General features: G+C 62.7%; 23 protein-coding genes. 11 read left to right on the top strand and 12 right to left on the bottom strand.

Translation table 11 applies throughout. The features are described from left to right. Positions 1-18: 18 nt before the first annotated feature. The 5 genes from VXM67_RS15970 to VXM67_RS15950 all read right to left on the bottom strand — a co-directional run bounded on the left by VXM67_RS15970 (position 19) and on the right by VXM67_RS15950 (position 8,099). On the bottom strand, positions 19-966 hold the full coding sequence (locus VXM67_RS15970; protein ID WP_027906752.1) for a lysylphosphatidylglycerol synthase domain-containing protein: 948 nt from the start codon (positions 964-966) through the stop codon (positions 19-21). Beyond that, positions 963-2,168 (bottom strand): cardiolipin synthase ClsB, encoded by a 1,206-nt coding sequence (gene clsB, locus VXM67_RS15965; RefSeq protein WP_027906751.1) that lies wholly within the window; start codon positions 2,166-2,168, stop codon positions 963-965. The genes VXM67_RS15970 and clsB overlap by 4 nt, the downstream gene beginning before the upstream one ends. Further along, a complete protein-coding gene (locus VXM67_RS15960; RefSeq protein ID WP_367237156.1) occupies positions 2,165-2,938 on the bottom strand; it encodes an endonuclease/exonuclease/phosphatase family protein in 774 nt (257 codons plus the stop codon). The genes clsB and VXM67_RS15960 overlap by 4 nt, the downstream gene beginning before the upstream one ends. Further along, a complete protein-coding gene (locus VXM67_RS15955) occupies positions 2,935-3,852 on the bottom strand; it encodes a DUF72 domain-containing protein (protein ID WP_023381007.1) in 918 nt (305 codons plus the stop codon). Before VXM67_RS15955 ends, VXM67_RS15960 begins: the two co-directional genes overlap by 4 nt. 134 nt (positions 3,853-3,986) lie before the next feature. After that, the gene (locus VXM67_RS15950) at positions 3,987-8,099 is read right to left on the bottom strand and encodes a CheR family methyltransferase (protein WP_367237155.1); all 4,113 of its coding nucleotides are present in this window, start codon (positions 8,097-8,099) and stop codon (positions 3,987-3,989) included. A gap of 187 nt (positions 8,100-8,286) precedes the next feature. Between VXM67_RS15950 and VXM67_RS15945 the strand changes: the two genes are divergently transcribed. Further along, complete coding sequence (locus tag VXM67_RS15945; protein WP_367237154.1) at positions 8,287-8,529, top strand: hypothetical protein; 243 nt, start codon at positions 8,287-8,289, stop codon at positions 8,527-8,529. Between the two features lie 63 nt (positions 8,530-8,592). On the opposite strand, the gene VXM67_RS15940 is transcribed toward VXM67_RS15945, so the two are convergent. Then, positions 8,593-8,973 carry a hypothetical protein gene (locus VXM67_RS15940; RefSeq protein WP_023381004.1) on the bottom strand — a complete coding sequence of 127 codons (381 nt, stop codon included), beginning with the start codon at positions 8,971-8,973 and terminating at the stop codon, positions 8,593-8,595. 110 nt (positions 8,974-9,083) lie between these two features. Then, positions 9,084-9,584, bottom strand: coding sequence for a DUF4142 domain-containing protein (locus tag VXM67_RS15935; RefSeq protein WP_023381003.1), 501 nt, complete (start codon positions 9,582-9,584; stop codon positions 9,084-9,086). Positions 9,585-9,816: 232 nt separating this feature from the next. On the opposite strand from VXM67_RS15935, the gene VXM67_RS15930 reads away from it, so the two are divergent. From VXM67_RS15930 to VXM67_RS15915, 4 genes are read left to right on the top strand one after another with little or no spacing between them, the layout of a single operon-like run. Further along, complete coding sequence (locus VXM67_RS15930) at positions 9,817-10,002, top strand: hypothetical protein (protein WP_023381002.1); 186 nt, start codon at positions 9,817-9,819, stop codon at positions 10,000-10,002. A 38-nt stretch (positions 10,003-10,040) separates the two neighbouring features. Further along, the gene (locus VXM67_RS15925; protein WP_023381001.1) at positions 10,041-11,351 is read left to right on the top strand and encodes an iron-containing redox enzyme family protein; all 1,311 of its coding nucleotides are present in this window, start codon (positions 10,041-10,043) and stop codon (positions 11,349-11,351) included. Then, on the top strand, positions 11,351-12,304 hold the full coding sequence (locus VXM67_RS15920) for a class I SAM-dependent methyltransferase (RefSeq protein WP_104881627.1): 954 nt from the start codon (positions 11,351-11,353) through the stop codon (positions 12,302-12,304). The genes VXM67_RS15925 and VXM67_RS15920 overlap by 1 nt, the downstream gene beginning before the upstream one ends. Positions 12,305-12,311: 7 nt before the next feature. Beyond that, on the top strand, positions 12,312-13,436 hold the full coding sequence (locus VXM67_RS15915; protein ID WP_027906749.1) for a carboxylate-amine ligase: 1,125 nt from the start codon (positions 12,312-12,314) through the stop codon (positions 13,434-13,436). Between the two features lie 257 nt (positions 13,437-13,693). Here the strand turns inward: VXM67_RS15915 and VXM67_RS15910 are convergent, their stop codons facing one another. The 4 genes from VXM67_RS15910 to VXM67_RS15895 form a co-directional block, all read right to left on the bottom strand. Next, positions 13,694-14,233, bottom strand: a complete 540-nt coding sequence (locus VXM67_RS15910) for a type 1 glutamine amidotransferase domain-containing protein (protein WP_023380998.1) — start codon at positions 14,231-14,233, stop codon at positions 13,694-13,696. Between the two features lie 93 nt (positions 14,234-14,326). Then, positions 14,327-15,568: a DUF4010 domain-containing protein gene (locus tag VXM67_RS15905; RefSeq protein ID WP_023380997.1), complete on the bottom strand. Its 1,242-nt coding sequence runs from the start codon at positions 15,566-15,568 to the stop codon at positions 14,327-14,329. Beyond that, a complete protein-coding gene (locus VXM67_RS15900; RefSeq protein WP_104881630.1) occupies positions 15,553-16,374 on the bottom strand; it encodes a helix-turn-helix domain-containing protein in 822 nt (273 codons plus the stop codon). Before VXM67_RS15900 ends, VXM67_RS15905 begins: the two co-directional genes overlap by 16 nt. 2 nt (positions 16,375-16,376) lie before the next feature. Next, positions 16,377-16,625: a hypothetical protein gene (locus VXM67_RS15895; RefSeq protein ID WP_027906748.1), complete on the bottom strand. Its 249-nt coding sequence runs from the start codon at positions 16,623-16,625 to the stop codon at positions 16,377-16,379. Between the two features lie 372 nt (positions 16,626-16,997). Here VXM67_RS15895 and VXM67_RS15890 point away from each other — a divergent pair, with 372 nt between their 5' ends. Beyond that, a complete protein-coding gene (locus VXM67_RS15890; protein ID WP_023380994.1) occupies positions 16,998-17,924 on the top strand; it encodes a universal stress protein in 927 nt (308 codons plus the stop codon). Positions 17,925-17,951: 27 nt separating this feature from the next. On the opposite strand, the gene VXM67_RS15885 is transcribed toward VXM67_RS15890, so the two are convergent. Further along, the gene (locus VXM67_RS15885; RefSeq protein ID WP_023380993.1) at positions 17,952-18,500 is read right to left on the bottom strand and encodes a GNAT family N-acetyltransferase; all 549 of its coding nucleotides are present in this window, start codon (positions 18,498-18,500) and stop codon (positions 17,952-17,954) included. 187 nt (positions 18,501-18,687) lie between these two features. Between VXM67_RS15885 and VXM67_RS15880 the strand changes: the two genes are divergently transcribed. The 5 genes from VXM67_RS15880 (at position 18,688) to VXM67_RS15860 (ending at position 23,054) form a co-directional block, all read left to right on the top strand. Next, the gene (locus VXM67_RS15880; RefSeq protein WP_367237153.1) at positions 18,688-19,602 is read left to right on the top strand and encodes a universal stress protein; all 915 of its coding nucleotides are present in this window, start codon (positions 18,688-18,690) and stop codon (positions 19,600-19,602) included. A gap of 2 nt (positions 19,603-19,604) precedes the next feature. After that, the gene (locus VXM67_RS15875; protein ID WP_023380991.1) at positions 19,605-20,972 is read left to right on the top strand and encodes an MBL fold metallo-hydrolase RNA specificity domain-containing protein; all 1,368 of its coding nucleotides are present in this window, start codon (positions 19,605-19,607) and stop codon (positions 20,970-20,972) included. Between the two features lie 55 nt (positions 20,973-21,027). Next, a complete protein-coding gene (locus VXM67_RS15870) occupies positions 21,028-21,636 on the top strand; it encodes a hypothetical protein (protein ID WP_186598227.1) in 609 nt (202 codons plus the stop codon). Between the two features lie 61 nt (positions 21,637-21,697). Beyond that, entirely contained in the window at positions 21,698-22,402 is a 705-nt protein-coding gene (locus tag VXM67_RS15865; RefSeq protein WP_027906744.1) for a phosphoribosyltransferase, read from the top strand. After that, positions 22,395-23,054, top strand: a complete 660-nt coding sequence (locus VXM67_RS15860) for a dienelactone hydrolase family protein (RefSeq protein ID WP_023380988.1) — start codon at positions 22,395-22,397, stop codon at positions 23,052-23,054. The genes VXM67_RS15865 and VXM67_RS15860 overlap by 8 nt, the downstream gene beginning before the upstream one ends. Positions 23,055-23,070: the final 16 nt, after the last annotated feature.

Genomic DNA, 23,070 nt, shown 5'->3' with positions numbered 1-23,070 from the left:
GGCCCATCGACGCTTGCCTCAGGCCTGCCCGGCCTGCTGGCGCAGGGTCCTGGCGCGCTTTTCCAGGATCAGGTAGGTGATCACCGCCAGCACCAGCGGTATCAGGTAGTACAACGTCCGATAGCCCAGCAGGGCGGCTACCAGCGTGCCTTGGCCGAGTTGACCGTGCAGCAGGGCAAGGAACACCGCCTCCAATACCCCTAGCCCGGCCGGAATATGCGCAACCACGCCGGCCAGGCAACTGATCAGCAATACACCCAGTACCGAGGGGTAGAACAGCTCAGGTGGCAGCAACAGATGAATCAGCGCCGCCATCAGGGCCCAGTTGCTGGCGCCGAGCACCAGTTGGCACACCGCCAGGCGCAGGCTCGGCAAGGCGATCTCATGCCCTCGCAGGTGCCACGTCCGGCGCTTGGCGAAGGCGCAGGCAAGCAGATAGACCACCGCGATCGCTACCATGAGCACGCCCACCAGGCGCAGGCCGAGGGTACCCAGTGCCCAGCTTTCAGGCAGTTTGACCAGGCTCAAGGCGAACACCGTGCCGGCCAGCAGCATATAGCCCATCCAATTGGTGAGCAGGCCCAGGGTCAGTATGCGCGTGATGGTCGCCGTATCCAGTCCCAATCGACTGTACAGGCGGTAGCGCAGGGCCACACCGCCAACCCAGGTGGTGAAGTTGAGGTTGAACGCATAGCAGACGAACGCCACTGGCAGTACCTGTCGGGCTGGCAAGGGGTGGCCGGTGTAGGCACGGGCCAGCAGGTCGTAGCTGGCGAACACCAGGTAGCTGCACAGTGCCAGTAGCAGGCCAAGGGCCAGGGTCGAGGGCCGGTAGGCCAGCAGTGACTGGCGAACTTCGGACCAGTCCAGGTTGCGCGCCAGGGTGAACAGCAGTACCGGGATCAGCACCACGAACAGCAGCGTCAACAGACGCTTGCCCCAGGTCTTCCAACGTTGCCCGCTCATCCGGTTTTGCCTCCGCGGTAATCCACCGGCGCCGTGAGGTCCACTTGCACGGACTGCAGGCGCTGGCGGTGTGCCGGGAACCAACCGGCGATGCGCGGGAAGTAGCGAGTGATATGGAAGCCGAGGAAAATCAGCGGCGCACGCCACCAGTAGCCGCGTACCATCCGTTCGAGGGTCACGGTCTTGCAATGCTTGCTGGCCAGTTCGCTCAGGTGCTCGTGCAAGCCATGGTTGAACGCACGATCGCGGATCAGCAGGTTGGCTTCGAGATTGAACGACAGGCTCAGCGGGTCAAGGTTGCTGGAACCGACGGTGGACCAGTGGTCATCCACCAAGGCCACCTTGCCATGCAGAGGCCGCTGGCAGTACTCGCGGATGCGCACATTGTCGCGCAACAAGTAGTTGTAGAGCAGGCGCGATAGGCTACGAACCCAGCGCATGTCCGGTTGGCCCTGAAGAATCAGGGTGACGTCAACGCCGCGCCGTGCGGCGTTGCGCAGTTCGCGCAGCAGGCGATAGCCGGGGAAGAAGTAGGCATTGGCAACGATGATGCGGTGCTTGGCCTCGCGAAAGGCCTGCAGGTAGCACACCTCGATATCGTTGCGGTGGTGACGGTTGTCGCGTTCCACCAGCAAGGCACTGGCGGTGCCGGCAGGGGGGCTGGCCGAGGGCAACTGGCTGATGCTTTCGAGCACGGGCGCAAGCAACCGGCAACTGGATGCATGCACCTGCGCCACCACCGGGCCTGCGACCTCCACGGCATAGTCCTGCTTGGCTTGCGGCCCGAAGTCGCCCAGGTGGTCGGCGCTGTAGTTGATGCCGCCGAGGAAGGCGCGCTGACCGTCGATGACCACCACCTTGCGGTGCAGGCGGCGGAACAGGTTGGTGCGCATGCCGGCCAGCTTGGGCTGGGGATCGAACGCATGGAAGCGCACCCCGGCCTCGGTCATGGAGGAAATGAAGTCATCGGGCAGGTCGGCGGTGCCATAGCCGTCCACCGCCACCTCGACCCGCACGCCTCGTCGGGCCGCGTCGATCAGCGCCTGACGCAGGGACTGGCCGACCTTGTCGTCGAAGATGATGAAGGTTTCCAGCAGGATCTCGTGCCGTGCCTGGGCCATGGCCTCGAACACCCGAGGGTAATATTGCTCGCCGTTGATCAGCAGTTCGACGTGGTTGCCGTCGCTCCAAGTGTGTTTCACAGGGTCACCTCCGCTACCAGGGGGGCATGGTCGGAAAGATGCGACCAAGGGTATCGGGACAGCACCCGCGCTTCGCTGGCCTTGACATTGCGCAGGTAGATGCGATCCAGGCGCAGCAGCGGCAGGCGGGCAGGGAAGCTGCGCGCCGGTTTGCCAAAAGCTTCGGCCAGGTGCCCGGACAGCAGTGCATCGGCCCTCAGTCGCCAGTCGTTGAAGTCACCGGCGACGATGACCGGCTCGTCCGCTGGCAGGCTGTCGAGCAACCCCAGGAGCAGGCCGACCTGGCGCTGACGGTGCTCCTCGCGCAAACCCAGGTGCACGCAGATGGCGTGCATTCGCTCATGGCCGGGCACTTCCAGTTGGCAATGCAGCAGGCCGCGCTGCTCGTTGCCGTGGATCGACACGTCGAGATTGTCGTAGGCGCGGATCGGAAACTTCGACAGCAGGGCATTGCCATGGTCGCCATGGGGATAGACCGCATTTCGACCGTAGGCGAACTCAGGCCACATGCTGTCGGCGAGAAATTCGTACTGGGGTTCCTGCGGCCAGGTTGGATGGCGCTCGGCATGCCACTGATGGCTGCCATGCACTTCTTGCAGGAACACGAGGTCGGCACCGGTAGCGCGCACGGCTTCGCGAAGCTCAGGGAGGATGAAGCGGCGGTTGAACAGGGTGAAGCCTTTATGCACGTTCAGGGTGAGCACTGTCAGGCGATGCACCGCGCTCGCCTCGTCGATCACGCAGCTTGCGGTAGGTAGGGTCCGGTTCATGACTGCACCTGCGGTTCGACGCCAGGCTCGGTCACAAGCTCACCGTCCAGGCCGAGTTTACCCAGCAGGCGGCGCGCATCGTACGGGGCATGCACCTTCTGGTCGTTGTCGAAATAGCAGTACACATCGCGAGAGGCGCGTCTGGCCGGTGCGCGCTGCATCACCAGCTCGGCATCATCTGGCTGGCTACCGGCAGCCCAGGCCTCGATACGCAAGCGCCAACGGCGCAGGGCTTTGGCGGTGTAGCCACTGCTGTAGAGTTCGACATCGCCGTGCAGGCGCAGGTAGACGAAGTCGGCGGTGACATCCTCGACGTACGGCCATTTGCCGGCGCTGTCGGCCACTACCAGGGCCACCTTGTGTCGACGCAGCAGGTTGATGAAGGTGTCGCACAGGAAGCTTGGGTGACGGATTTCCACGGCATGACGGAGCCGGGCATTGCCGCCAATGGCGGTACCGCCATTGTCCTTGAGGCGCGCGGCAGCTTGCCCTGCGCATTCGCGGGCAGCCTTGCGATCACGGGGCAACTTGCCGAGGAAGTCGCTGAAACGCTGGGCGTCGAATTTCAGCGTGGCGGGAAACTGCCACAGGAATGGGCCCAGTTTGTCGCCCAGCAACAACGGGCCGGACGCGAAGAAGTTGGCAAGCGCCTCGTCGATGTCGCGCAGCCTGCGCACATGGGTGATGTAGCGCGGCGCCTTGACCGAGAACACGAACCCGTCCGGTGTCTGGTCACGCCAATGGCAATAGCGTTCCGGTGTCTGCAACGCATAGAACGAGCCATTGATCTCGATGCTGTTGACCGCCCGCGAGGCGAACGCCAGTTCATCGTCCTGGCGCAGCCCCTTGGGGTAGAAGTCCTTGCGCCATGGACCATAGCGCCATCCGGAAATACCAATGCGAATCTCGCTCACGCCAGCTCCCCTGCATTCGTGGACTCACCTCTAGCGACCCGTGGTGGGGTGCAAGGGTTCACCACGATTGACGAGCGGGCCGCCGGGACAGCAGGTAGACTCGTGCGGCACAGCGCCAGGCGCCAGCCGCGCGATCAGCGGGTTTGCGCGCCGTTCAGGCGTTCAAGGGTTTCGATCAGGTCCTCGTAACCGACAGGCTTGTTCAAGTGTCGGTCGAAGCCGGACTGTCGCGATTTGTGTTGATCGGCGCTGGCGCCGTAGCCGGTCAGGGCAATGGCCGGAACGTAGCGAAGATGCTCAAGGCCACGCAGTGCTTTGATCAGCGCGTGTCCATCCATGCCGGGCATGCCGATATCGGAAATGATCACGTCATATCGCGCATCCGCCGCTGAGGCCAAGGCCAGGTGTGGATCGCTGTAGGCATCGACTTCGGCATTTTCCATGAGCAGTAACTGCTCCATCACATCCAACACATCGACCGAGTCATCCACCAGTAATATGCGGATACCGACGAGCCGCCCCTCAGGCACTGCATCGCTAGCCTGTTCCTGGGTTTGCTGAGTGTATTCGCATAACGGCAGGGTGATGGTGAAGGTGCAGCCCTGGCCAAGCCCTGGTGACTGTACGCGCACGTTACCGCCATGGGCCTCGACCAGTTGGCGTACCAGGGAAAGGCCGATGCCGAGGCCTTCGCGGCCATGGCTGGTGGGGGCGGCCTGGCTGAACAGTTCGAAGATGTTTTCCAGCGATTCTTCGGCAAGCCCAATGCCGTGGTCGATCACCTGCAGTTGCGCATGCTCGTCCAACTGCGTGAGCACCAGCAGGATCTCGCCATCGGCGGGGCTGAATTTCAGCGCGTTGTTCAGCAGGTTCCAGATAATCTGTTCCAGGCGCGTACTGTCTGCCATGACATACACCGGCGCGCCATTGGCTGGCAGCGTCAGGCGCACGCTACAACCGCGTTGTTCGCTGCAGGCCACCGAGTGGATACCCTGCAGCACAGCGCACAGGTCGACCGGCCGGGTCTGGAGCTTGAGCTTGCCCGTACGTATGCGTGCGACATCGAGCAGGTCGTCGATGATACGCGCCTGGCTGGCGACCGCTTCGCAGATCACGCTGACGGCCTTGTTCGCCGCGCTGGTACTCTTGACCGGAGGCAGACGTCGCAGGATATCGGCATTGAGCTGGATGAGGTTCAACGGATGCTTGAGCTCATGGGACATGACCGCGAAGAACTCATCCTTCATGTGGCTGGTGACCTGCGACTCGGCCAGTCGCTTGCTTTGCTCGTCGTGAAGCCGCTTGTGCCCTGTCAGGTCGCGGGCGATCTTGACGTAGCCGCGCAGGCTGTTGCCCTTCAGGCGCGACACTTCGCCGCTGCAATAGAAGCGACTGCCGCCCTTGCGCACATGCCAGCGCTCGTCCTGGCCGCGACCCTGCAGGCGAGCGGTGCGAAGTTCACGCTCCGGCACCCCGTTCTCGCGGTCTTTCTCGGTGAAGAGCAGCGAAAAGTGCTGGCCCAGCACTTCGTCCTTGGCGTAACCGAATATCAGCGCAGCGCCGGTGTTCCAGTCGATGATCAAGCCTTCTTCGTCGAGCAGGATGATGGCGAAGTCGTGGGTGCTCTCCGCGACCAGGCGCATGCGCTCTTCCCCTCGTCGCAAACGTTCTTCGGCAGCGCGACTCTTGGTGATGTCGATGAACGTCAGCACGGTGCCATCGACGTTCTGTTCATTGGCCCGATAGGGCAACAGGCGGGCCAGGTACCAATGCTGGTCATTGCCGATCACCTCGCGCTCTAGCGTGGTCTCGCGCTCGATCACCGCGCGCGCGTCGTCCGCCAGCCCTGGGTAGTCCAGGCGGTGGGTGATGTCGAGCAGCGAGCGGCCGGTATCGACCGGCAGCATGCTGAAGATATCGGTGGCCCGGGGGGTGAACCAGCGGATGCGCAGGCTGCGGTCGACGAACACTGTCGCGATCTGGGTGGAGGCGATCAGGTTGCTCAGGTAATCGTTGATCTTGTCGGTTTCATCGACCTTGGACTTGAGCTCGTAGTTGACCGTCAGTAACTCTTCGTTGATCGACTGCAGTTCTTCCTTGCTGGTTTCCAGCTCTTCGCTGGCAAGGCGCAGTTCTTCGTTGATCGCCTGCATTTCCTCGTTCGAAGCGGTCAGCTCCTGGCTGGAGATCTCTGACTGCTCGATGGTTTCCTGCAACTGTTGGCGGGTTCGCTGAAGTTCGCGCTCCAGGGTGTTCAACACCATGCCGTCGGTCTGCTCGGCAATGGCCGGGCCGTGCGCGTCGGCTTCGCTCACCTGGAAGACGACCAGCAGGCATTCGCTGCCGCTGGGCTCGTCCTGGTGTGGCTGGACCTGCATCTTTACTTCGATACGCTGCTCATCGACAGCGACGATGACCGGGCCTGAGGTGACCAGTTGGCCGGTGTTCTGGGCTTGTAGCACGGTACTGCGCAAGGTCGGTCGAAGCGGCACCAGCACCAGATTCAGCAGGTTGTGACTGAGTTCTCCCCCTGGGTGGCGCAGAAAGCGGCCGACCCCTTCGCTCATGTGCAAGATGTTGCCGTCGGCGTCGATGATCAGGCTTGGTGGCGTGCGCCTGGCCAGTGCGCGGTGATGGATCTCGGCATAGGACAGCTTGCGAACGGGCCTGGTCTTGACCCGCGCCACCTGCGACTCGGGCGCCTGCAGGCGGGCGGTGCGACGCGCAGGCTCCACCTCCCTGGCCTTGAAGATACGATGGCGTTTGTCCACCGGAATGAACAGATCGGCAGCCGCATCCGCCGACTCCGATGAACCCAGAAACAGGTAGCCCCCTTTGCGCAAGGCGAAGTGAAAGATTCGCAGGATTTCGTGTTGCACTTCTCGGTCAAGGTAGATGAGCAGGTTACGGCACACGACCAGGTCGAGTTGGGAGAAGGGTGGGTCGGACAGCAGGTTATGGCGGGCGAACAAGACCTTTTCGCGGATGTCCTTGCGCACCCGGTAGTGCTGGTCTTCCTTGATGAAGAACTGGCGTAACCGTGCGGTAGGCACATCGGTGGCGATGGCATCAGGATAAACACCCAGGCGGCCGACATTGATAGCGCGTTCGTCAAGGTCGGTGGCGAACACCTGAATCCTGGCGCTACGTTGCTCCCGCGCCAGTTGTTCGGTGGCCAGCATCGCCAGACTGTAGGCTTCCTCGCCGGAAGAGCAGCCTGCCGACCAGATGCGCACTTCGCGCTGCGGATCTTCGCCGCTCTGGTCATGGCTAAGGCCGGGCATCACATGCTGTTGCAGCGCCTCGAAGGCGTCACGGTCGCGGAAGAAATTGGTCACCCCGATCAGCATGTCGGCGAGCAAGGCACGGCTCTCCTCGGGGTGTTGCTCCAGGTAGTCGCGATAGCCGGCCAGGTCGGTCTGCGCGGTGACATGCAGGCGCCGTTCAAGCCGACGCAAAACCGTTGCGCGCTTGTAGTGCTGGAAGTCATGCCCGGTGGTGGCGTGCAGACGGGCCAGGATGTCGTCCAGGAGCGGATCGCTTTGCTGTGGGTCGCCTGAGCGCTCGCCCAGGGCAGGGGGCAGGCTGTCGTCGTCTATTTCAGGCAGTTTGACCTCGCGTGCCGTGCGCCACAGTTCCACCAGCTTCCCAGGGATCTGGGCCACTGGAAGCACCAGGTCGACCATGCCGGTGTCGATCGCCGCCTTGGGCATGTCGGCGTACAGCGCATCGTCGGGTGCCTGCACCAGGGTCACACCGCCTTGCTCCTTGATTCGCGACAAACCCACTGCGCCATCGCTGCCGCTACCGGAAAGAATCACGCAAAAAGCATGATCCTTGTGCACATCGGCCAGGTCCCTGAAGAACAGGTCGATGGCGACATGATCGCCGCGACTGCGCCTGGCTGGGCTGACGCGCAGGTAGCCGTCGTTGGTGGACAACCGGTTGGCCGGAGAAATCACATAGACATGGTTGCGCTCGATCGGCACCGGCTCGCTCACCTGACAGACGGGCATCCGGGTGACCCGCTGGATCAAGCGGTCGGCCTGGCTCTGATGGTCCGGCGACAGGTGCAATACGACGACGAACGCGACGCCGCAGTCGGCCGGCATGTGCTGGAAGAACGTCTGGATCGCCTCCAACCCGCCAGCCGATGCGCCGATGCCTACGACCGGGAAATCCAGATGGCTGGGGCTGAGCGCCGGGTTGTGCGGTGCTGCGAGTGTAGTCTTGCTGGACGACTTCATGGGCACGAACCTTGTGCGGACCGGGTAGGGTCCCTGTATGAATCATGGGCATTGGCAGCGATTATAGGCTTCACATCATCCGAGCGACGAGGGTTTGGCGACGTCGCGATGACGATCCTCGCCCGATCCGGGTGAACGTCGCCCGGCGGATGGACTCTCACTGCAATGAGCACCGAGGAGTCTTGCCATGAGCATCGAACGCAGCATCCCAGAGCTTGAAGCCTGGTACGCCCAGTACGACGACACCAGCTACCGCACCGAGTCGCCGGATGTCTACCACCACGCTTTGGTCCGCACCGCCGAGGCCTTGCGTGACGATGGCTCCATCGAATGGGACGATTGGCTGGCACTCAAGGCGCTGGCCGATGAAGCCCACGTGCGGGCGCTTGAAGATGCCGTGCAGGCCCATGTGAGCGATCCGGATGCATGACCGCTCAAGGAGCTGGCCAGCATCCGTCAAACCCAAGCAGGCCGCCGACGTGCGTCGAGCATCTCAACCATGCTTGCCTAACGCCTCGACCAGTTCTGCCTTGCTCATGGTCGAGCGGCCTTTGATGTTCTTGCTCCGCGCTTCCTTGAGAAGGCTCTGCTTGGTTTGCGTGTTCAGCGACGTACTCGATGTACGTGAGTGCCCCTGACGTGTTTGCGCCGCCCGCTTGGCCGAATCCGAACGGGCGGTGGACTGGGCCTTCGACGAGGCGGCTTTGCCCGAGCCGCCTGGCTTTTCGCCGCCGCCCGATTGCTTGTTGACCGTTGCCCAGGCGCGCGCCTCGGCTTCGTCCTTGGACAGGCCTTTATGCTCGTAGCGCTCTTCGATGTGTTCAGCCTTGCGCTTTTGGGTGTCGGTGTATTTGTCTTTGTCTCCACGTGGCATGCTGTTCTCTCCGCGTTCGAGTGATACAAGGTCTCAGAACCGTTGATCAATGGGGCAGGATGGCTGCCCCATTGGCGTCGGGCCTACCGTCGCCTGGCCTGTCGGCTGGGTTATTTGCCGTGAGTCGTCTGCAAAGCTTTGGCCTGCTCGAGGTGATGTTCCAGCGTCGGCAGTTTTTCGCTGGCGAAGGCCTTCAGCTCTGGTTTGTCGGAGGATGTCGACTCCTTCTTGAACAGCTCCACGGCTTTTTCGTGCGCATCGACCTGGTTGTTGACATAGGAACGGTCGAAGGACGCTTCGCGCCATTCGAGGATCATTTTTTTGACCTTGTCGGTCAGCGCCGCTTCGTCGGGCACGCTGATGTCAAGCTTGCGGGCGATTTCGCCCAGCTGCTGGTTGGCCTTGGTATGGTCGGTGACCATCTGCTGGGCATATTTCTTGATGTCGGCGTTCTGGCTTTTTTCCTGGGCAAGGTTACTGGTGACCACCTCGGCGATGCCTGCCTCGATCGCCGCGTCGACGAAATCGTCCGAAGAGGCCGCCTGGACCTGCAGCGAAGCAAGGCTCATCAACAACGTGACGCCTGCGAGTTTCAAGAAGGGTTGGCTCATGTCTGACTCCTTCGTTCAGTTGGCGCGACCTCGATGTCGCATTCGGTTGAGCCAGGCGAGGGCGGGAAGGTTTAGTTTTTCTTCGATCATCGTGATGGCTACCCGCGCCTCCCGATGCACCCCGCCCCGGTATTTAGCGCCGTTCATCCACTGCAGGGTAAAAAAAACGAATCCAGCCGCGTCGAGCGCACTCGTTCGTTATGAACCCTCGCAACTACAACCGGAGCCCGACATGAAATACACCCTGTTCCCCACGGTGCTGCTCGGCGCCAGCCTGACGCTGCTCGGCGGCTGTTTCGACCGTGATTCAGATCATCCCGCCAAGGATGCGGACCCCAGCAAGCCGTCCTTGCAGATGGAGCAACCCGATACACCCACCACTCATCCGAGCCCCGAGACCAAGCCCCAGAATCCCTGAGCGAGGTGCGGCCCATGAGGTTGATACCATTAGAAATCATGCAGCAGTCAGTCCGGGTTGTGCCGGACGATCCGCAGCGGCAGTACTCGGCAATGCTGCAGTCGGGTGGCTATGACGCGCGGGAGTGGTTGGCCGGTCAACTTCAGCGGACGATATCGATGACCGATGATTTGCCGGACGATCCCGCGGATTTGGCGCAGTGGTCGGTCGATCATGCCGCCCGGGTCGCCGCAGAGCATGCGCGTTACCTGGCGCAGCGGCGTGAGGGCGCACCACGGCGGTTCTTCGCCAACCGGGCACAGGCCCTGTGGTTCCTGCAACAGGTCGCCCCGACCAAAGAGGTGGATGGCGCTTGGCTGCACGGAACGCTCAAGCACTGGCAAGATCCACGGTTCCATGGGCTGATCCGTACCTTCCTAGAAGAACTGGGCGATGGTGACCCCCGCTGCAACCATGTGTTGATCTACCAGCGATTGCTGAGCCGCCTGGGTTGTGACCAAGGGCTGCCTTTGGACCCGTCGCGGTACCTGCAAGGCGCGGTGCAGTTGGCCTTGGGGCGCAACGTCGAGCAGTATTTGCCGGAGGTCATTGGCTACAACCTGGGGTATGAACAGCCGCCTTTGCACTTGCTGATCACCACCCACGAGTTGGCCGAACTGGGCATCGATGCTCATTACTTTCAGCTGCACGTCACGATCGACAATGCCGCCAGCGGTCATGCTCGTCGCGCATTGCAAAGCCTGTTCCTGCTGATGCCGGGACCGTCGGAAAAAGCCTGCTACGAGCGAGTGCGCAGGGGCTATCGTCTCAACGATCTTGGGCTCGACACGGCCTCGCTGATTGCGTCCTTCGACCTGGAAACGGAGTTGTTGGCCGCCTTGCAACGCAAGCGGGTATACGGCCAGTTCATGCACAGTGACCGTTGCCGCCTGCAAGGTCGGACCATCAACCAATGGCTGGCCGATGCCAGCGCGTTACCCGGCTTCCTGCGCGCCCTTGAAACGCAACAGTGGGTGCAACGAGGCGAGGCGCCTTCGAATAGCCGGTTCTGGGCCTTGATCGACGGACCGCATGCCGCGATGTTTGGGGTTTTCACCGCTTACGAAAAGCAGCTCTGGCATGACTGGATTGCCGGTGACAGGGCCGGCGTGCCGTATCGGCGCGTCGCACCGGGGCACTGGGAGCAGGGTTTGGCCTTGGAAGAGGGCGGGCCGGCCACGCAAGGGCTGCCTCGTGTCGAGTGCATGATCGAACGGATGTCCGGTAACCATCACGCCGAGCCCGATGGACTGCGCGCCACCCGCGATTTCATCCTTGCCACCGGCTTGACCCACGCAGGAGAGTGCTGATGTTGCTGGACCAGAACCAAGCTTATGCCGACCAGGCACTGTTGCACCTGGGTCGGCGCCTCAGCGCCGACGGTTATCGTTTCACCTGCGTGACCCCAGCTACCCATGCTCGCGTCAACGACCGGACCGCCGCCCAGCAGGCCCACGACCTGCGGGATGTGTTCGGCTGGAGCCGGCCGTTCCCGGCCTCGCTGATCAGCAGTGACGAGTTGGCCCAGTTGAAAACCGCTGGTGTGGTGCAGGCGCAGGGTGAGCTATTGCGCAGCGCGGTGCGTTGGTCGAGCCTCGACAACCTGTTGCTGGTCCATTCCGCGTGGCCGACCGACAGCCACGACGCGGTGTTCTTCGGTCCCGATAGCTACCGATTCGCCCAGGTGATACAGGACTTTCTGCAGCACAGTCCCCGGCGCGTGGAACATGCGGTCGACCTTGGCTGTGGCACCGGCATCGGCGCGCTGATCATCGCCCGTGCAGCCCCCCATGCGCAGGTTTGCGCGGTGGACATCAACCCTTTGGCGTTGCGTTATACCGCCATCAATGCTGCACTGGCGGGGGTGGCCAACGTGTCGGTCGAGCCCAGTGACCTGCTCGATGGCATCGGCGCGAACTTCGACCTGATCGTTGCCAATCCGCCTTACATGCTCGACGCCCAGCAGCGCGCCTATCGCCATGGTGGCGGTGCGCTCGGAGCCGAGCTTTCCCTGCGCATCATCGAACAGGCGCGCGAACGCCTGGTCATGGGTGGCACGTTGTTGCTGTACACCGGGGTCGCGATCGTCGACGGTCGCGATGCCTTGCTGGACGCTGTGCGCCTACGCCTGGCCGGGCCTGCCTTCAGTTGGCATTACCGTGAGCTGGACCCGGATGTATTCGGTGAGCAACTGCTCGAACCAGGCTACGCGCATGTCGAACGCATCGCCGCAGTAGCACTGACCCTGACTCGCATCGCCTGAGTGCACGATGGTCAGGGCGCAAGGGTTCGGCATCGAAGAGGAATACTTGCTGGTCGACGTTACCCGTGGCGACGTCCTGGCCAGGCCGTCGCACGCAGTGGCGCGCCGTTGCCGTGAAGTGGTGGGCGAGCATTTCGCCGAGGAAATGTTCTACAGCCAGATCGAGGTCGCTTCACCGGTGTTGGCCAACCTGCATGAAGCGCGCAGCTATTTCACCGAATGTCGACACAATCTGTGCAGCGCGCTGGCGCAGGAGGGGGTGGCCCTTTATGGCGCTGCCAGCCATCCCACCGCGCGGTGGCAACGCCAGCATGCCCGGGACCAGAATCACTACCGCCAGGTATTCGACGACTATCAAATGGTCGCCCGCCGTAGCCTGCTCTCGGGGCTGCATGTGCACGTGGGGGTGGCGCCGGAGATCGACCGCATGCAACTGATCAACCAGATGCTCTGCTGGTTGCCGCTGTTGCTCGTCCTGACCACCTCTTCGCCGTTCTGGTACAGCCAAGTGACCGGTTACCAAAGTTACCGACGCGTGGTCTGCGGGGAGTGGCCGCACATGGACATGCCAGAGCCGCTGGCTGACTGGAATGCCTACCTGCGCTACAGAACACTGCTCCAAGGTATAGGCGGGCTTGCCGAAGACGGCGACTTCTGGTGGGCGATCCGCCCGTCGCGGCGATTTCCGACGATCGAGTTGCGCATCTGTGATGCGTGCCCACGCTTGGAAGACGGCCTGGCCATCGCCGGGCTGTTCCGTCACCTGGTAGAGCAGACGCTGCGGGTTCGTCAGCATTGGCAGCCGCTCGGCCCCGAGCAACGTTGGATCATCCAGGAGAACTACTGGAGGGCGCTCCGCCATGGCGGCAATGGCATGTTCATAGGCGCGCACGACAGGCAACCGGTGACCGCCCATGGCTGGCTGGCACAGCTGCAGGGCCTGGTACCCGCCGACACCCAGGATGCCGAGCACGCATTCGGCCACGCTGCGCGTATCCTCCAGGACGGCAGTAGCGCTCAACGCCAACTGGCCGCCTTCGAGCGCGCCCTCGCCCAGGGGAGAGACCGGCGCCAGGCCTTCCGGGCAGTGGTCGACCAAGTGGTGGGCGAGATGACGCCGGCCACAGGTTGACGCCGGCGAACCCGTCACTCAACCATCGGATTGCTCTTCTGGCGGGACTTGGTCCTCTGGCCAGTCCGGCGCCTCGGTTTCGGAGTCTGGTGCAGGCACCGGTTCACCTGGGTTATGGGGGACGTCATCGACATATGGGTCTGGGGCATTGGGATCGTGCATGATGAGGTACCTCCAGTAGCGGATGGGTACCTCTTTAGGTCATGGGGCCGCGCGCGACGTTCAATTCACTTGCAGCGGCGGTGTCAACGCGCAGCTCAAACGGCCAGGGCGCGGACCAACTGGTCGTTGAACGCGGGAATGTCATCGGGCTGACGGCTACTGATCAGGTTGCCATCCACCACCACCTCTTCGTCCACCCAGGTGCCGCCTGCGTTGCGAATGTCATCCTGCAGTGTCTTGTAGCTGGTCATCCGCTTGCCCTTGGCCAAACCGCTCGACACCAACAGCCAGGCGCCATGACAGATCACTGCCAACGGCTTGTTGGCCGATTGATGGCTTTTGACCAGTTTCTGCGCGCCGGGAATCAGCCGAATGGTATCGGAGTTCTGCACGCCGCCGGGCAGCACCAGCGCATCGTACAGATCCAGATGCGCATTCTCGAAGGTGGCATCGACGGCGAATTCGTCAGCGGGCTTGTCGTGGTTCCAGCCCCGCACAGTGCCTTCCTTGTCGCTCAGGATATCGACCACGGCGCCATTGTTTTGCAATGCTTCGCGGGGGCCGGTCAGCTCGACTTGTTCGAATCCATCGGTGACCAGAAAGGCCACGCGCTTGCCATTGAGTGGTGCACTCATCGTCGTAATCTCCGTTTTTCGATAGACCTGGAACAGGAGGCCTGTCCGACCGGTGCAAAGTTCCTGCGCAATGCCCGAGTGGCGTTCGACAAGTCAGGTCACTAAAAGCCCCAGCCACATCGCGCCAAGAATGATCAACTGTGCCGGGGCGAGGTAACGTGCGAATGCGAAGCCGCCATTGCTGAACGCCAGTACGCATTTGGTCAGGCTATTGCCCGTCACTGCCATCATCCCTGGTACCACGACATCGGCTGTCCCCAGCTGTCCTGCCACAACCAGCGAGGCTACCGATGCGGTGGCTGCGTGGGCATCGCCCATCCCGCCGAGGAAGGCCGCGATACTGACGCCGCTGTGGCCCAGGTGGTGAAGCAGGAATGCCGAGAACAAGGCGATTCCGGCCAGCGCCAGGGTGATGATCAAGGCTGTCCAGAGGTTGAAGGCGCCATCGCCCTGAGGTGCCGGGCACGCGCCTTGGTCGTTGCGCCAAGGTGCCAGTAACAAGGTTCCGTAAACCACCGTAACCCCTACACCGAGCCCGATCGAGGCCATGAAAGGTTTCAACAGGCGGCGGTCGACGATGCCCAGTACCAAGGCGAATTGCGCGATGCTGGCGAGGTTGGACAACACGGCCGCGGCGGCCAGGGATTTCACGGCAGCGACGCGTTGACGGGCTTGATGGGCAAGCAGCGCAATCGTCGCCGTGCCCGAGGCGAAGCCGGATGCGATGGCGCTCAGGGGCAAGCCGTAGCGTGGGCCGACCAGACGCAAGGCAATGTGCCCCAGCGCACCGACGGTCATCAGCAGCACGACCAGCGTACAGAGGGTGCGAGGGTTGAGTGCGCCATACGGCCCCATGAACCTGTCCGGTGTCGACGGCAGCACCACCAGCGCCATCGTCAACAGCATCAAGCCATCGCGCAGCTCTTGCTCGTTCAGTTGCTGGAGCACGAAATGATGCAGCTCGCGGCGCAGTGCCAGGAGCAGGGTCAGTACCACGCCGACAGCGGTGGCCAGTTCTGGTTCCTCGAGGCTCAGTGCTCCGAGGGTCAGCACCAGCAGCAGGGCGATTTCGCTGGTGACTTCGGGGTCTCTGTCGGCATGTTTGTGGTAATGCATGCACAACATCAGTACCAGGCCAAGGCTGGCGAACCCGACCAGCATGGGCCCGGCCAGCAACATGCTGACGTAGCCCAACAGGGCGGTGATGGCGAAGGTCCGGAGGCCGGCGGCGGCATGGTCTTCATTGCGGCCTTTCTTGCGCTCGCGCTCAAGCCCCACCAGCATGCCGATGCCCAATGCCACGGCGCCGTGGCTGATATTCACCGCGTCGAGCATGGCGCCTTCGGGTTGTCCTTGGGCGCGACGTCCGCGCCGCCTTGCTCAAGGGCTATCAAAGCTGGCAGATTGAGTATCTCGACAAGCCTGCCACGCATGCTGACGATACCCAGCGCACGCAAGCGGGCGACCGAACGACAGACGGTCTCAAGCCGCAGTCCCAGGTACGAGGCCATGTCTTCCCGGGACATGCGCAGCATGAAACCGTGGGCAGAATAGCCCCGGCTGACGAAGCGCCGTGACAACCCCACCAGGAAGCTGGCCAGGCGCTGCTCGGCGGTGAGGTTGCACAGCATCAACACCCGTTCATGCTCGCGCACGATTTCCCGACTCATCAAACGGTTCAGGCTTTGCTGCAGGACGGGAAAGTCGTGTGCCAGGGCCTGCAGCCGGCGGTAGGGGACAGGGCACACCTCGCTGTCTTCCAGGGCAATGGCATCGCATACGTGGTGTTCGGTGGCGATGGCGTCGAGGCCAAGCACATCGCCCGGCATCCAGAAATTGATCACCACGCCCTGGCCTTCGGCACTGTTCAGGCTGGTCTTGAAGCTGCCGCAGCGCACGGCATAGAGCGTTGTCAGCGGGTCATTGGCGTTGAACAGCGCGGCGCCTTTGCGAACACGCAGGCGTGGGCCGATCAGGGCGCCCAGGCAACTGTTGTCTTGCACCGGAAGACCGGTGGGCAGGCACAACCCGCTGACACGGCACTCGGTGCACAGGGTCGTGAGCGGTTTCAGGTGGATCGGCGTCGCGGGACTCGACGCTGGCGGTTGGTCGAGCAAGGTCACGTTCAGTAGGCCAGTCATTTTCAGGCCTCCTTCGCGCATCGGAGATCTGCCTGAGTGGCCATCCGAGCATTGGCTTTACCCGTGCTGCCCATGCCGGGGCGTGGTGACCAGTCGGCAAGCATGTCGCGTGAATGGGGTGCATTGAGACGGGCGTTAAGCCGATCGACGAAGGCTTGCGCTTCGTCGGGCGTGGTGAAGCTCACCCGGCAGTCGTCCATGCGGACCCACCAGCGGTTCTGTTCAGGGCTTGTTTCGACGTAGATGTTCATGGAAGCCTCCAAAAGCATGCATGAGCAAACCAACTGCAAATCCATGCGAAACGAAGGCATCCCTGCCAGCAACAGGGGTGGTTCAGGGCGTATTGGCCATTTTCGTCACGCCATTGGGCGGGTTGGCGAATGATTCATGGCCGACTTCGCAGGTTGTCATGAGCGTCATGGCACGCCTCCAGGGAGTTCGATGATTGTTGTTGGTATAGAGTCAGATTGCGCCGTAAACGCCAGGAAGCTTTGATCCGCATCAAATTCTCGCGCAGCTGGCATCGCCGTTTGTCCGTCCAGTGGTTCAGTTGATAAACGTCAAGTCCGCATAGGGCGGTTCAGGGATGATCCAGGGACACTTCCCAAACGCTGAGGTGCGCCATGGACAACCCGCAAAGACTTCTTCTGATCGCTTCGCCTCTGATGCGGCGCACCCCGGTCTACGACCGTGCGGCGGCGCTGGCCAAGGCCAAGGGCATGGCCCTGCATATCGTGGCGTTTGACTACCTCGAAGGCCTTGCCACCGCGGGCTTGGTCAACGACCAGGCCCTGGCGGTGATGCGCGAAGGCTATGTACAGCAACACCGTGAATGGCTGGAAACCCAAGCGCTGTCGATGCGCCGCAATGGGGTGACGGTCACCACCGAAGTGGTATGGGTCCAGCATCCGCTGGACGAGATACTCGTGCACCTGCGCGAGCAGCCTTTCGCCATGCTGATCAAGGCCTTCGAGCATGAACCCTGGTGGGCACGGGCAATGTTCACCTCGCTCGACATTCAGTTGCTGCGGGAAACCCGCATTCCCCTGCACCTGGTTCACCAGGCCAGCCATGCGCTGCCGCGCAAGATTCTGGCGGCCGTGGACCTGTCGCGCCCGGAAGACCAGTTCGAGGGCTTCAACGACCAGATCATCAGCGAGGCGCTGAAGCTGGCATTACAGTGCAATGCCCAGATCGAGTTGCTATATGCCTACGACATGGGGTCGATGTACCTGGACGCCGGCGGCAGCCGCGAGCATTCATTCCTGTTCGACTCCAACCTGGCCCAGACACTGCACGAGGCGCAAAGCGATGCCTTCCAGGCACTTGCCGAGCGCAATGGAATCGCCGCCGAACACCGCCACCTGCGCTTGGGAGACCCGGCCAAGGTGCTGGCGCTGTTCATGGAGAACAACGATATCGACGTACTGGTCATGGGCAGCTACCACCATCACGGCATCGGCTGGTTCATCGGCAGCACTGCCGAGCGGGTGTTGAATCGCTTGTCCAGCAGCGTGCTGGTGATTTCACCGGAGCATTCCCAAGGCTGAGAGACAAGGCCCCAAAGGGCCTTGTCTTCAGGTGCGAAGGTCAAGTTCGTGAATGATCTCGCTGACATCGCCACCCAAGTAGCGTGAGCTGAAGCCCAGGCCCTTGGTCAGCCGGTGCATGGCATAGTTGTTCGCCAGGTCCCTGGAAATCATGCAGTGAAAGCCGTTGCGCTTGGCGGCTGCGATCAGGTGCTGCATCAGCAACCGGCCCAGCCCCTTGCGCTGCCATTGTTCGTCCACGGCGACGGCGCATTCGCAGAGGCGGCTGCCGGGCACGCTGGCATACCGGCTTACCCCGATCTGGTGCAACTGGCCATCTGCATGGACCAGGGCAACGTAGGCTTCGCGCTGGTGGTGATCCACTGGCATTTGCTGCGCATCCAGGCTTGGCACGCCGCCACTGAGCCCAGCGATCAAGCGGAAACGTCGGGCTTCGTAGGCGATCGTGCTGAGAAAGCGGCGGTCCCTTTCGCGGTCCTCTTCTCGCAGCGGACGGATCAGTACGGCAGCGCCGTCCGAAAGCTTCTCGATCCAATGCTCGCCCGTATCTGGCTGGTCAGCCTGCTGCTTGTTCATGTCGCCTCCCGATTACCTGGTCGATGCTTGCTGCAGCCGTTGTACCGTGATGGGCGGCGCCGGTTCTGACAATCGTCAAGTTCAGGCGCGGCAGGTGGTTTTTCTGATCTGCATCAAGCGCGCATCAGCCTGCCTCCGGACAATCGCCTACATCATCACGCCAGCCGCGCAAGCCCGGAGGTTCGCCATGGGTCAATATCGACAACTGCTGGTGCTGCTCACCGAGGTCGATCCGCATTCGGCCGCGCTGCGCAGGGCCCTGGCCCTGGCGCATGTCAGTGGTGCCAGCGTGCATGTACTGGGCTTGTTCGAACCGACGCAGGAGCACCTGTTGCGTGAAGAGCGATTGAACGAGGCCGATAACCAGCGCCAGTTCGACCACTACCGTGTACGGCTGGCAGGTTTGGTCGAGCGTCACCGTGGCAGCGGTGTCGCCTTGACGGTCGACAGCCTGCAGGCGGACGACATCCGCAGCCAGGCCCTCGACTACATCAGCGAACTGCAGCCCGACATGGTCATCAAGGACAGCGAAGCGACGCCAACCATGGTGCGACTGTTCAGCACGCCCCTGGATTGCGCCTTGATGCGGGGCCTGAAGGGCATCACGCACTTCGTGCCGGCGGCAGCGGTGTCGCTGCCCCAGCGCGTGCTGGTCGCCGTTGACACTTCCTTCAGCGAAACCCCCGAGGTCCAGGCATCCTTCAATCGTGGGCTGATCCGTGCCGCGCAGGCGCTGGCACTGCAATGCGATGCACAGTTGCACCTGCTCTCGGCCTACAACCTGGCCGGCGTATTCGCCTCGGACATGAACGTCACCCAGGCGTGGATCGATGAGATGCGCAACGCCTTGAAGGAGCCGTTCGACACCTTGGCGGACACTGAGGGGGTCGCGGCGAATCGCCGCCATTTCATGGAAGGTGGCCCGGTGCAAGTGATTCGCGAGCAGGTCGCTGCGCTGGATATCGACGCGGTGGTCATGGGTGTGGTGCAGCCCAAAGGGCTGGACAAGCTGCTGGGCGATACCACCGAGCGCATCGTCAGCCGTCCACCGTGCAGTGTCCTGGCGGTTCACCCTCAAGCGGTCGAAACCCTGGAGCCCTAGCCATGCAACTGACATTTCTCGGTGGTACCGGGACCGTGACCGGCAGCAAGTTCCTGTTGACCCGCGACAGCAGCCGTGTGCTGATCGACTGCGGACTGTTCCAAGGTTACAAGCAACTGCGCCTGCGCAACTGGGAACCGCTTCCGGCGGCGCTTCATGCACTCGATGCGGTGGTGCTGACCCATGCCCATCTCGACCACAGTGGTTATCTTCCAGTGCTCGCACGGGAAGGCTATGCCGGTCCGATCTACGCAACCCCGGCCACCTGCGCCTTGGCCGAGATCCTGCTGCTCGACAGTGCCCGATTGCAGGAAGAGCAGGCCGAGCATGCCAACCGCCACGGCTACTCCAAGCATTCACCGGCACGCCCGCTGTACACCGAGCAGGATGCGAAGCGCGCCTTGGCACTGCTGCGCCCTGTGGAGTTGCATCACCCGATCATGGTCGTGCAAGGCATGGAGCTGCTGTTGCGCACGGCCGGGCACATACTTGGCGCGGCAACGGTGCAGATCAAGGTCGATGGCCAGACGCTGGTCTTCTCCGGGGACCTTGGCCGGCCACAGGACCCGATCATGCGCGCGCCGGAACTGATCAGGACGGCAGACGTGCTGCTGGTGGAATCCACCTATGGCGATCGCCAGCACCCAACCGAATCAACCGAGCAATACCTTGCCCAGGTCATCAACCAGACCCTCCTGCGCCATGGCATCACGTTGGTACCGTCATTCGCCGTCGGTCGTGCCCAGTTGCTGATGTACTACCTGTACAAGCTCAAGCGCGATGGCCTGATACCCGACATCCCGGTCTACCTCAACAGCCCGATGGCCACCGATGCAACCGCCCTGTACCAGCAGTTCAGAAGCGAGCATCGCTTGACGTCCACGGAATGCGCGGCAATGTGCAGGGGCACGCATATCATCCGTACGGTCGATGAGTCCCGGCATCTGGATCAGCTGCGGGAACCTTCGGTGATCATCGCCGCCAGTGGCATGGCGACTGGTGGACGGGTGCTGCACCATCTCAAGGCGTTGGCCCCCAACCCACGCAACAGCATCCTGTTCTCAGGTTTCCAGGCCGGTGGTACGCGCGGGGCTGATATCGTCGCCGGTGCACACAACGTCCGCCTGCATGGCGAAGACGTGCCCATCCGGGCCCAGGTGCATGCCATGGAGAACCTTTCAGCGCATGCCGATGCCGACGAGATCATGGAGTGGCTGCGCGGATTCGCCCGCCCGCCACGCCAGACCTACGTCATCCATGGCGAGCCCCATGCCGCCGACACGCTGCGACGGCGGATCAGCATCGAGCTCGGTTGGCAGGTCTGCGTGCCCGAGTACCAGGAAACCGTTGCCATTGACCCAGTGCGCTAGCGTGGGCCGGGAGGCTGTCATGGAAACACAAGCGAGGGCGAAACTCCGGGCCTGGATGCATCGGCCACGGGGTAGCCTGGGGTGGATCGTGGCGATCTTGGCATTGCTCATGGTGGCCGCTACCTACCGGTCGTTGAGCCCAAGCTGGCGTCTGCCCATGCAACACCCGTTCGTGCTGCTGGCTTTGCTGGCCTTGTGCGTGGCGTTGGGCTGGGTGGTGCAGCGTGGCGTCAAGCGCACGGTCGGCAAGACCATTTTCAATGGTCAGGCCACGGGCTGGCAGGCTCGGCTTGCCTTCCTGCGCTCGGTCACCCAGGAGTCGAACGTTCTTTTAGGCCTGTTGCTGCTGCTGGCGTTGCTCGCTGGCGGCACGCTTTGGCTGGCGGGGCGCTCGGTGGACCGTATCGTGGAGAATTGCGCAGACAACTTGCAGGCCCAGGTGAACACCCCAGGGGATGAGAAGCTCACGGCACTGGTCGGCAAGCCGGTGTGTACCTGCCTGGCGCAAACGTTCCTCGATCGCAATGGCGTGATCCGCCTGGCCTTGTTCGAAACGCCGATGCGGGAAGTGAGCGCATACAAGGCGTTGACGGCGGACGATGAACAGCGCTGTCTCGAGCAGTTCGACCTGCTACCTGAAGAAGCCCGGGCGACGACGCCTTGAAGGGTGGTAGTGCTTGCCAGTAGGTGAAACGACAGGCGCCGTCTCGGCGCGGGAGGTTTCCATGTCACATGATCTTGCGCGTCGCACCCTGTACCCCGACCGCGCTGAAGCCGGTCGCTGCCTGGTGCCGCCGTTGAGCCAATACGCCGAACGGGCTGATGTAATCGTGCTCGCCTTGCCACGGGGCGGGGTGCCGGTGGCTTACGAGGTCGCCATCGCCCTCAAGGTTCGCCTGGACCTGCTGGTGGTGCGCAAGCTTGGCATGCCATCGCACCCGGAATATGCCATGGGCGCGATCGCTGGGGGAGGGGTGAAGATTCTCAATGACGATGCATTGCGGGCCTATCCGGTCGATCGGGCCCTGCTTGAGAGCGTGATAGCCAGGGAAACACAGGAACTGAGACGTCGTGAGCGCGCCTATCGGGGTGGCCGACCTCCGCTTCGGCTCAAAGACCAGACCGTGATCCTGGTCGATGATGGCCTGGCAACCGGGGCCTCGATGATGGCGGCCATCCAGGCGGTGCGTGCCCAATCGCCAGCGCGGATCGTGGTCGCGGTGCCGGTCGCGCCACCGGAAACGCTAGAGGCCCTGTGGAGCGAAGTGGACGAGGTGATCTGCCCGCTGGTGCCCGATCGGATGGTTTCGGTCGGCTATTGGTACCAGGACTTTCCGCAGACCTCGGACGAGGAAGTCATGGCGCTGATGGACAAGGCCGGGATCGCAGCGTCGTCCGGGGGCCGTGGCGGGGAGGCTGAAGATGACTGAGGTAGTGCTGCGCTCGATGAAATGGCCCGGCGTCGAACTGCTCGCGGACCTACGGTTACCCACCAACACCCAGGCCTTGGTCATTTTCGCCCATGGCAGCGGTAGCGGTCGGCTGAGCGCCAGAAACCAGTATGTGGCGGACGTGCTCGCCAGTCGCGGCCTCGGCTCGTTGCTGTTTGACCTTTTGACCGAGCAGGAGCAGCGACTGGACAACCAGACCGCCGCGCTGCGCTTTGATATTCCGCTGCTGGCGAAGCGGCTTACGGATGTCATCGATTGGGTTGGCCAGGACCCCGACCTTGCTAGCTTGCGCATTGGCGTGTTCGGCGCCAGTACGGGTGCAGCGGCGGCTTTGTGTGCGGCGGCCGAGCGCCCGGAGGTGGTGGCGGCGGTGGTCAGCCGGGGAGGGCGCACCGATCTGGCAGGCGAAGCGCTCAAGCGGGTACAAGCCCCGACCCTGCAGATCGTTGGTGGCAGGGACGTTCAGGTCCTGGAACTCAATCGTCAGGCCAGTCGGATGCTGCTTTGCGAGCATCGCTTGGAGGTAGTAGCAGGTGCTTCGCACCTGTTCGAAGAGCCTGGCACCCTGACCGAAGTCGCCGTTCTGGCGGGTGACTGGTTCGTCACCCACCTGCAAGCCCCATCCCCTTGAGCCTTGCAGGCCGGAT

The organism is Pseudomonas sp. Rh2 (assembly GCF_040762985.1).
In the GTDB taxonomy this organism is placed as follows: domain Bacteria; phylum Pseudomonadota; class Gammaproteobacteria; order Pseudomonadales; family Pseudomonadaceae; genus Aquipseudomonas; species Aquipseudomonas taiwanensis.
The sequence above is the reverse complement of the archived record's forward strand: the minus strand, read 5'-3'. Positions and strand labels throughout refer to the sequence as shown.

Excerpts from the sequence above, each read along its gene's own strand:
- VXM67_RS15930 (WP_023381002.1), top strand. The coding sequence starts at position 9,817 with ATGAAATACACCCTGTTCCCCACGGTGCTGCTCGGCGCCAGCCTGACG.
- VXM67_RS15885 (WP_023380993.1), bottom strand. The coding sequence starts at position 18,500 with ATGAACAAGCAGCAGGCTGACCAGCCAGATACGGGCGAGCATTGGATC.
- VXM67_RS15890 (WP_023380994.1), top strand. The coding sequence starts at position 16,998 with ATGGACAACCCGCAAAGACTTCTTCTGATCGCTTCGCCTCTGATGCGG.
- VXM67_RS15865 (WP_027906744.1), top strand. The coding sequence starts at position 21,698 with ATGTCACATGATCTTGCGCGTCGCACCCTGTACCCCGACCGCGCTGAA.
- VXM67_RS15895 (WP_027906748.1), bottom strand. The coding sequence starts at position 16,625 with ATGAACATCTACGTCGAAACAAGCCCTGAACAGAACCGCTGGTGGGTC.
- VXM67_RS15950 (WP_367237155.1), bottom strand. The coding sequence starts at position 8,099 with ATGAAGTCGTCCAGCAAGACTACACTCGCAGCACCGCACAACCCGGCG.
- VXM67_RS15880 (WP_367237153.1), top strand. The coding sequence starts at position 18,688 with ATGGGTCAATATCGACAACTGCTGGTGCTGCTCACCGAGGTCGATCCG.
- VXM67_RS15910 (WP_023380998.1), bottom strand. The coding sequence starts at position 14,233 with ATGAGTGCACCACTCAATGGCAAGCGCGTGGCCTTTCTGGTCACCGAT.
- VXM67_RS15940 (WP_023381004.1), bottom strand. The coding sequence starts at position 8,973 with ATGCCACGTGGAGACAAAGACAAATACACCGACACCCAAAAGCGCAAG.
- VXM67_RS15920 (WP_104881627.1), top strand. The coding sequence starts at position 11,351 with ATGTTGCTGGACCAGAACCAAGCTTATGCCGACCAGGCACTGTTGCAC.
- VXM67_RS15935 (WP_023381003.1), bottom strand. The coding sequence starts at position 9,584 with ATGAGCCAACCCTTCTTGAAACTCGCAGGCGTCACGTTGTTGATGAGC.
- VXM67_RS15870 (WP_186598227.1), top strand. The coding sequence starts at position 21,028 with ATGCATCGGCCACGGGGTAGCCTGGGGTGGATCGTGGCGATCTTGGCA.
- VXM67_RS15875 (WP_023380991.1), top strand. The coding sequence starts at position 19,605 with ATGCAACTGACATTTCTCGGTGGTACCGGGACCGTGACCGGCAGCAAG.
- VXM67_RS15960 (WP_367237156.1), bottom strand. The coding sequence starts at position 2,938 with ATGAACCGGACCCTACCTACCGCAAGCTGCGTGATCGACGAGGCGAGC.
- VXM67_RS15900 (WP_104881630.1), bottom strand. The coding sequence starts at position 16,374 with ATGACTGGCCTACTGAACGTGACCTTGCTCGACCAACCGCCAGCGTCG.
- VXM67_RS15970 (WP_027906752.1), bottom strand. The coding sequence starts at position 966 with ATGAGCGGGCAACGTTGGAAGACCTGGGGCAAGCGTCTGTTGACGCTG.
- VXM67_RS15925 (WP_023381001.1), top strand. The coding sequence starts at position 10,041 with ATGCAGCAGTCAGTCCGGGTTGTGCCGGACGATCCGCAGCGGCAGTAC.
- VXM67_RS15915 (WP_027906749.1), top strand. The coding sequence starts at position 12,312 with ATGGTCAGGGCGCAAGGGTTCGGCATCGAAGAGGAATACTTGCTGGTC.
- VXM67_RS15860 (WP_023380988.1), top strand. The coding sequence starts at position 22,395 with ATGACTGAGGTAGTGCTGCGCTCGATGAAATGGCCCGGCGTCGAACTG.
- VXM67_RS15945 (WP_367237154.1), top strand. The coding sequence starts at position 8,287 with ATGAGCATCGAACGCAGCATCCCAGAGCTTGAAGCCTGGTACGCCCAG.
- VXM67_RS15905 (WP_023380997.1), bottom strand. The coding sequence starts at position 15,568 with ATGCTCGACGCGGTGAATATCAGCCACGGCGCCGTGGCATTGGGCATC.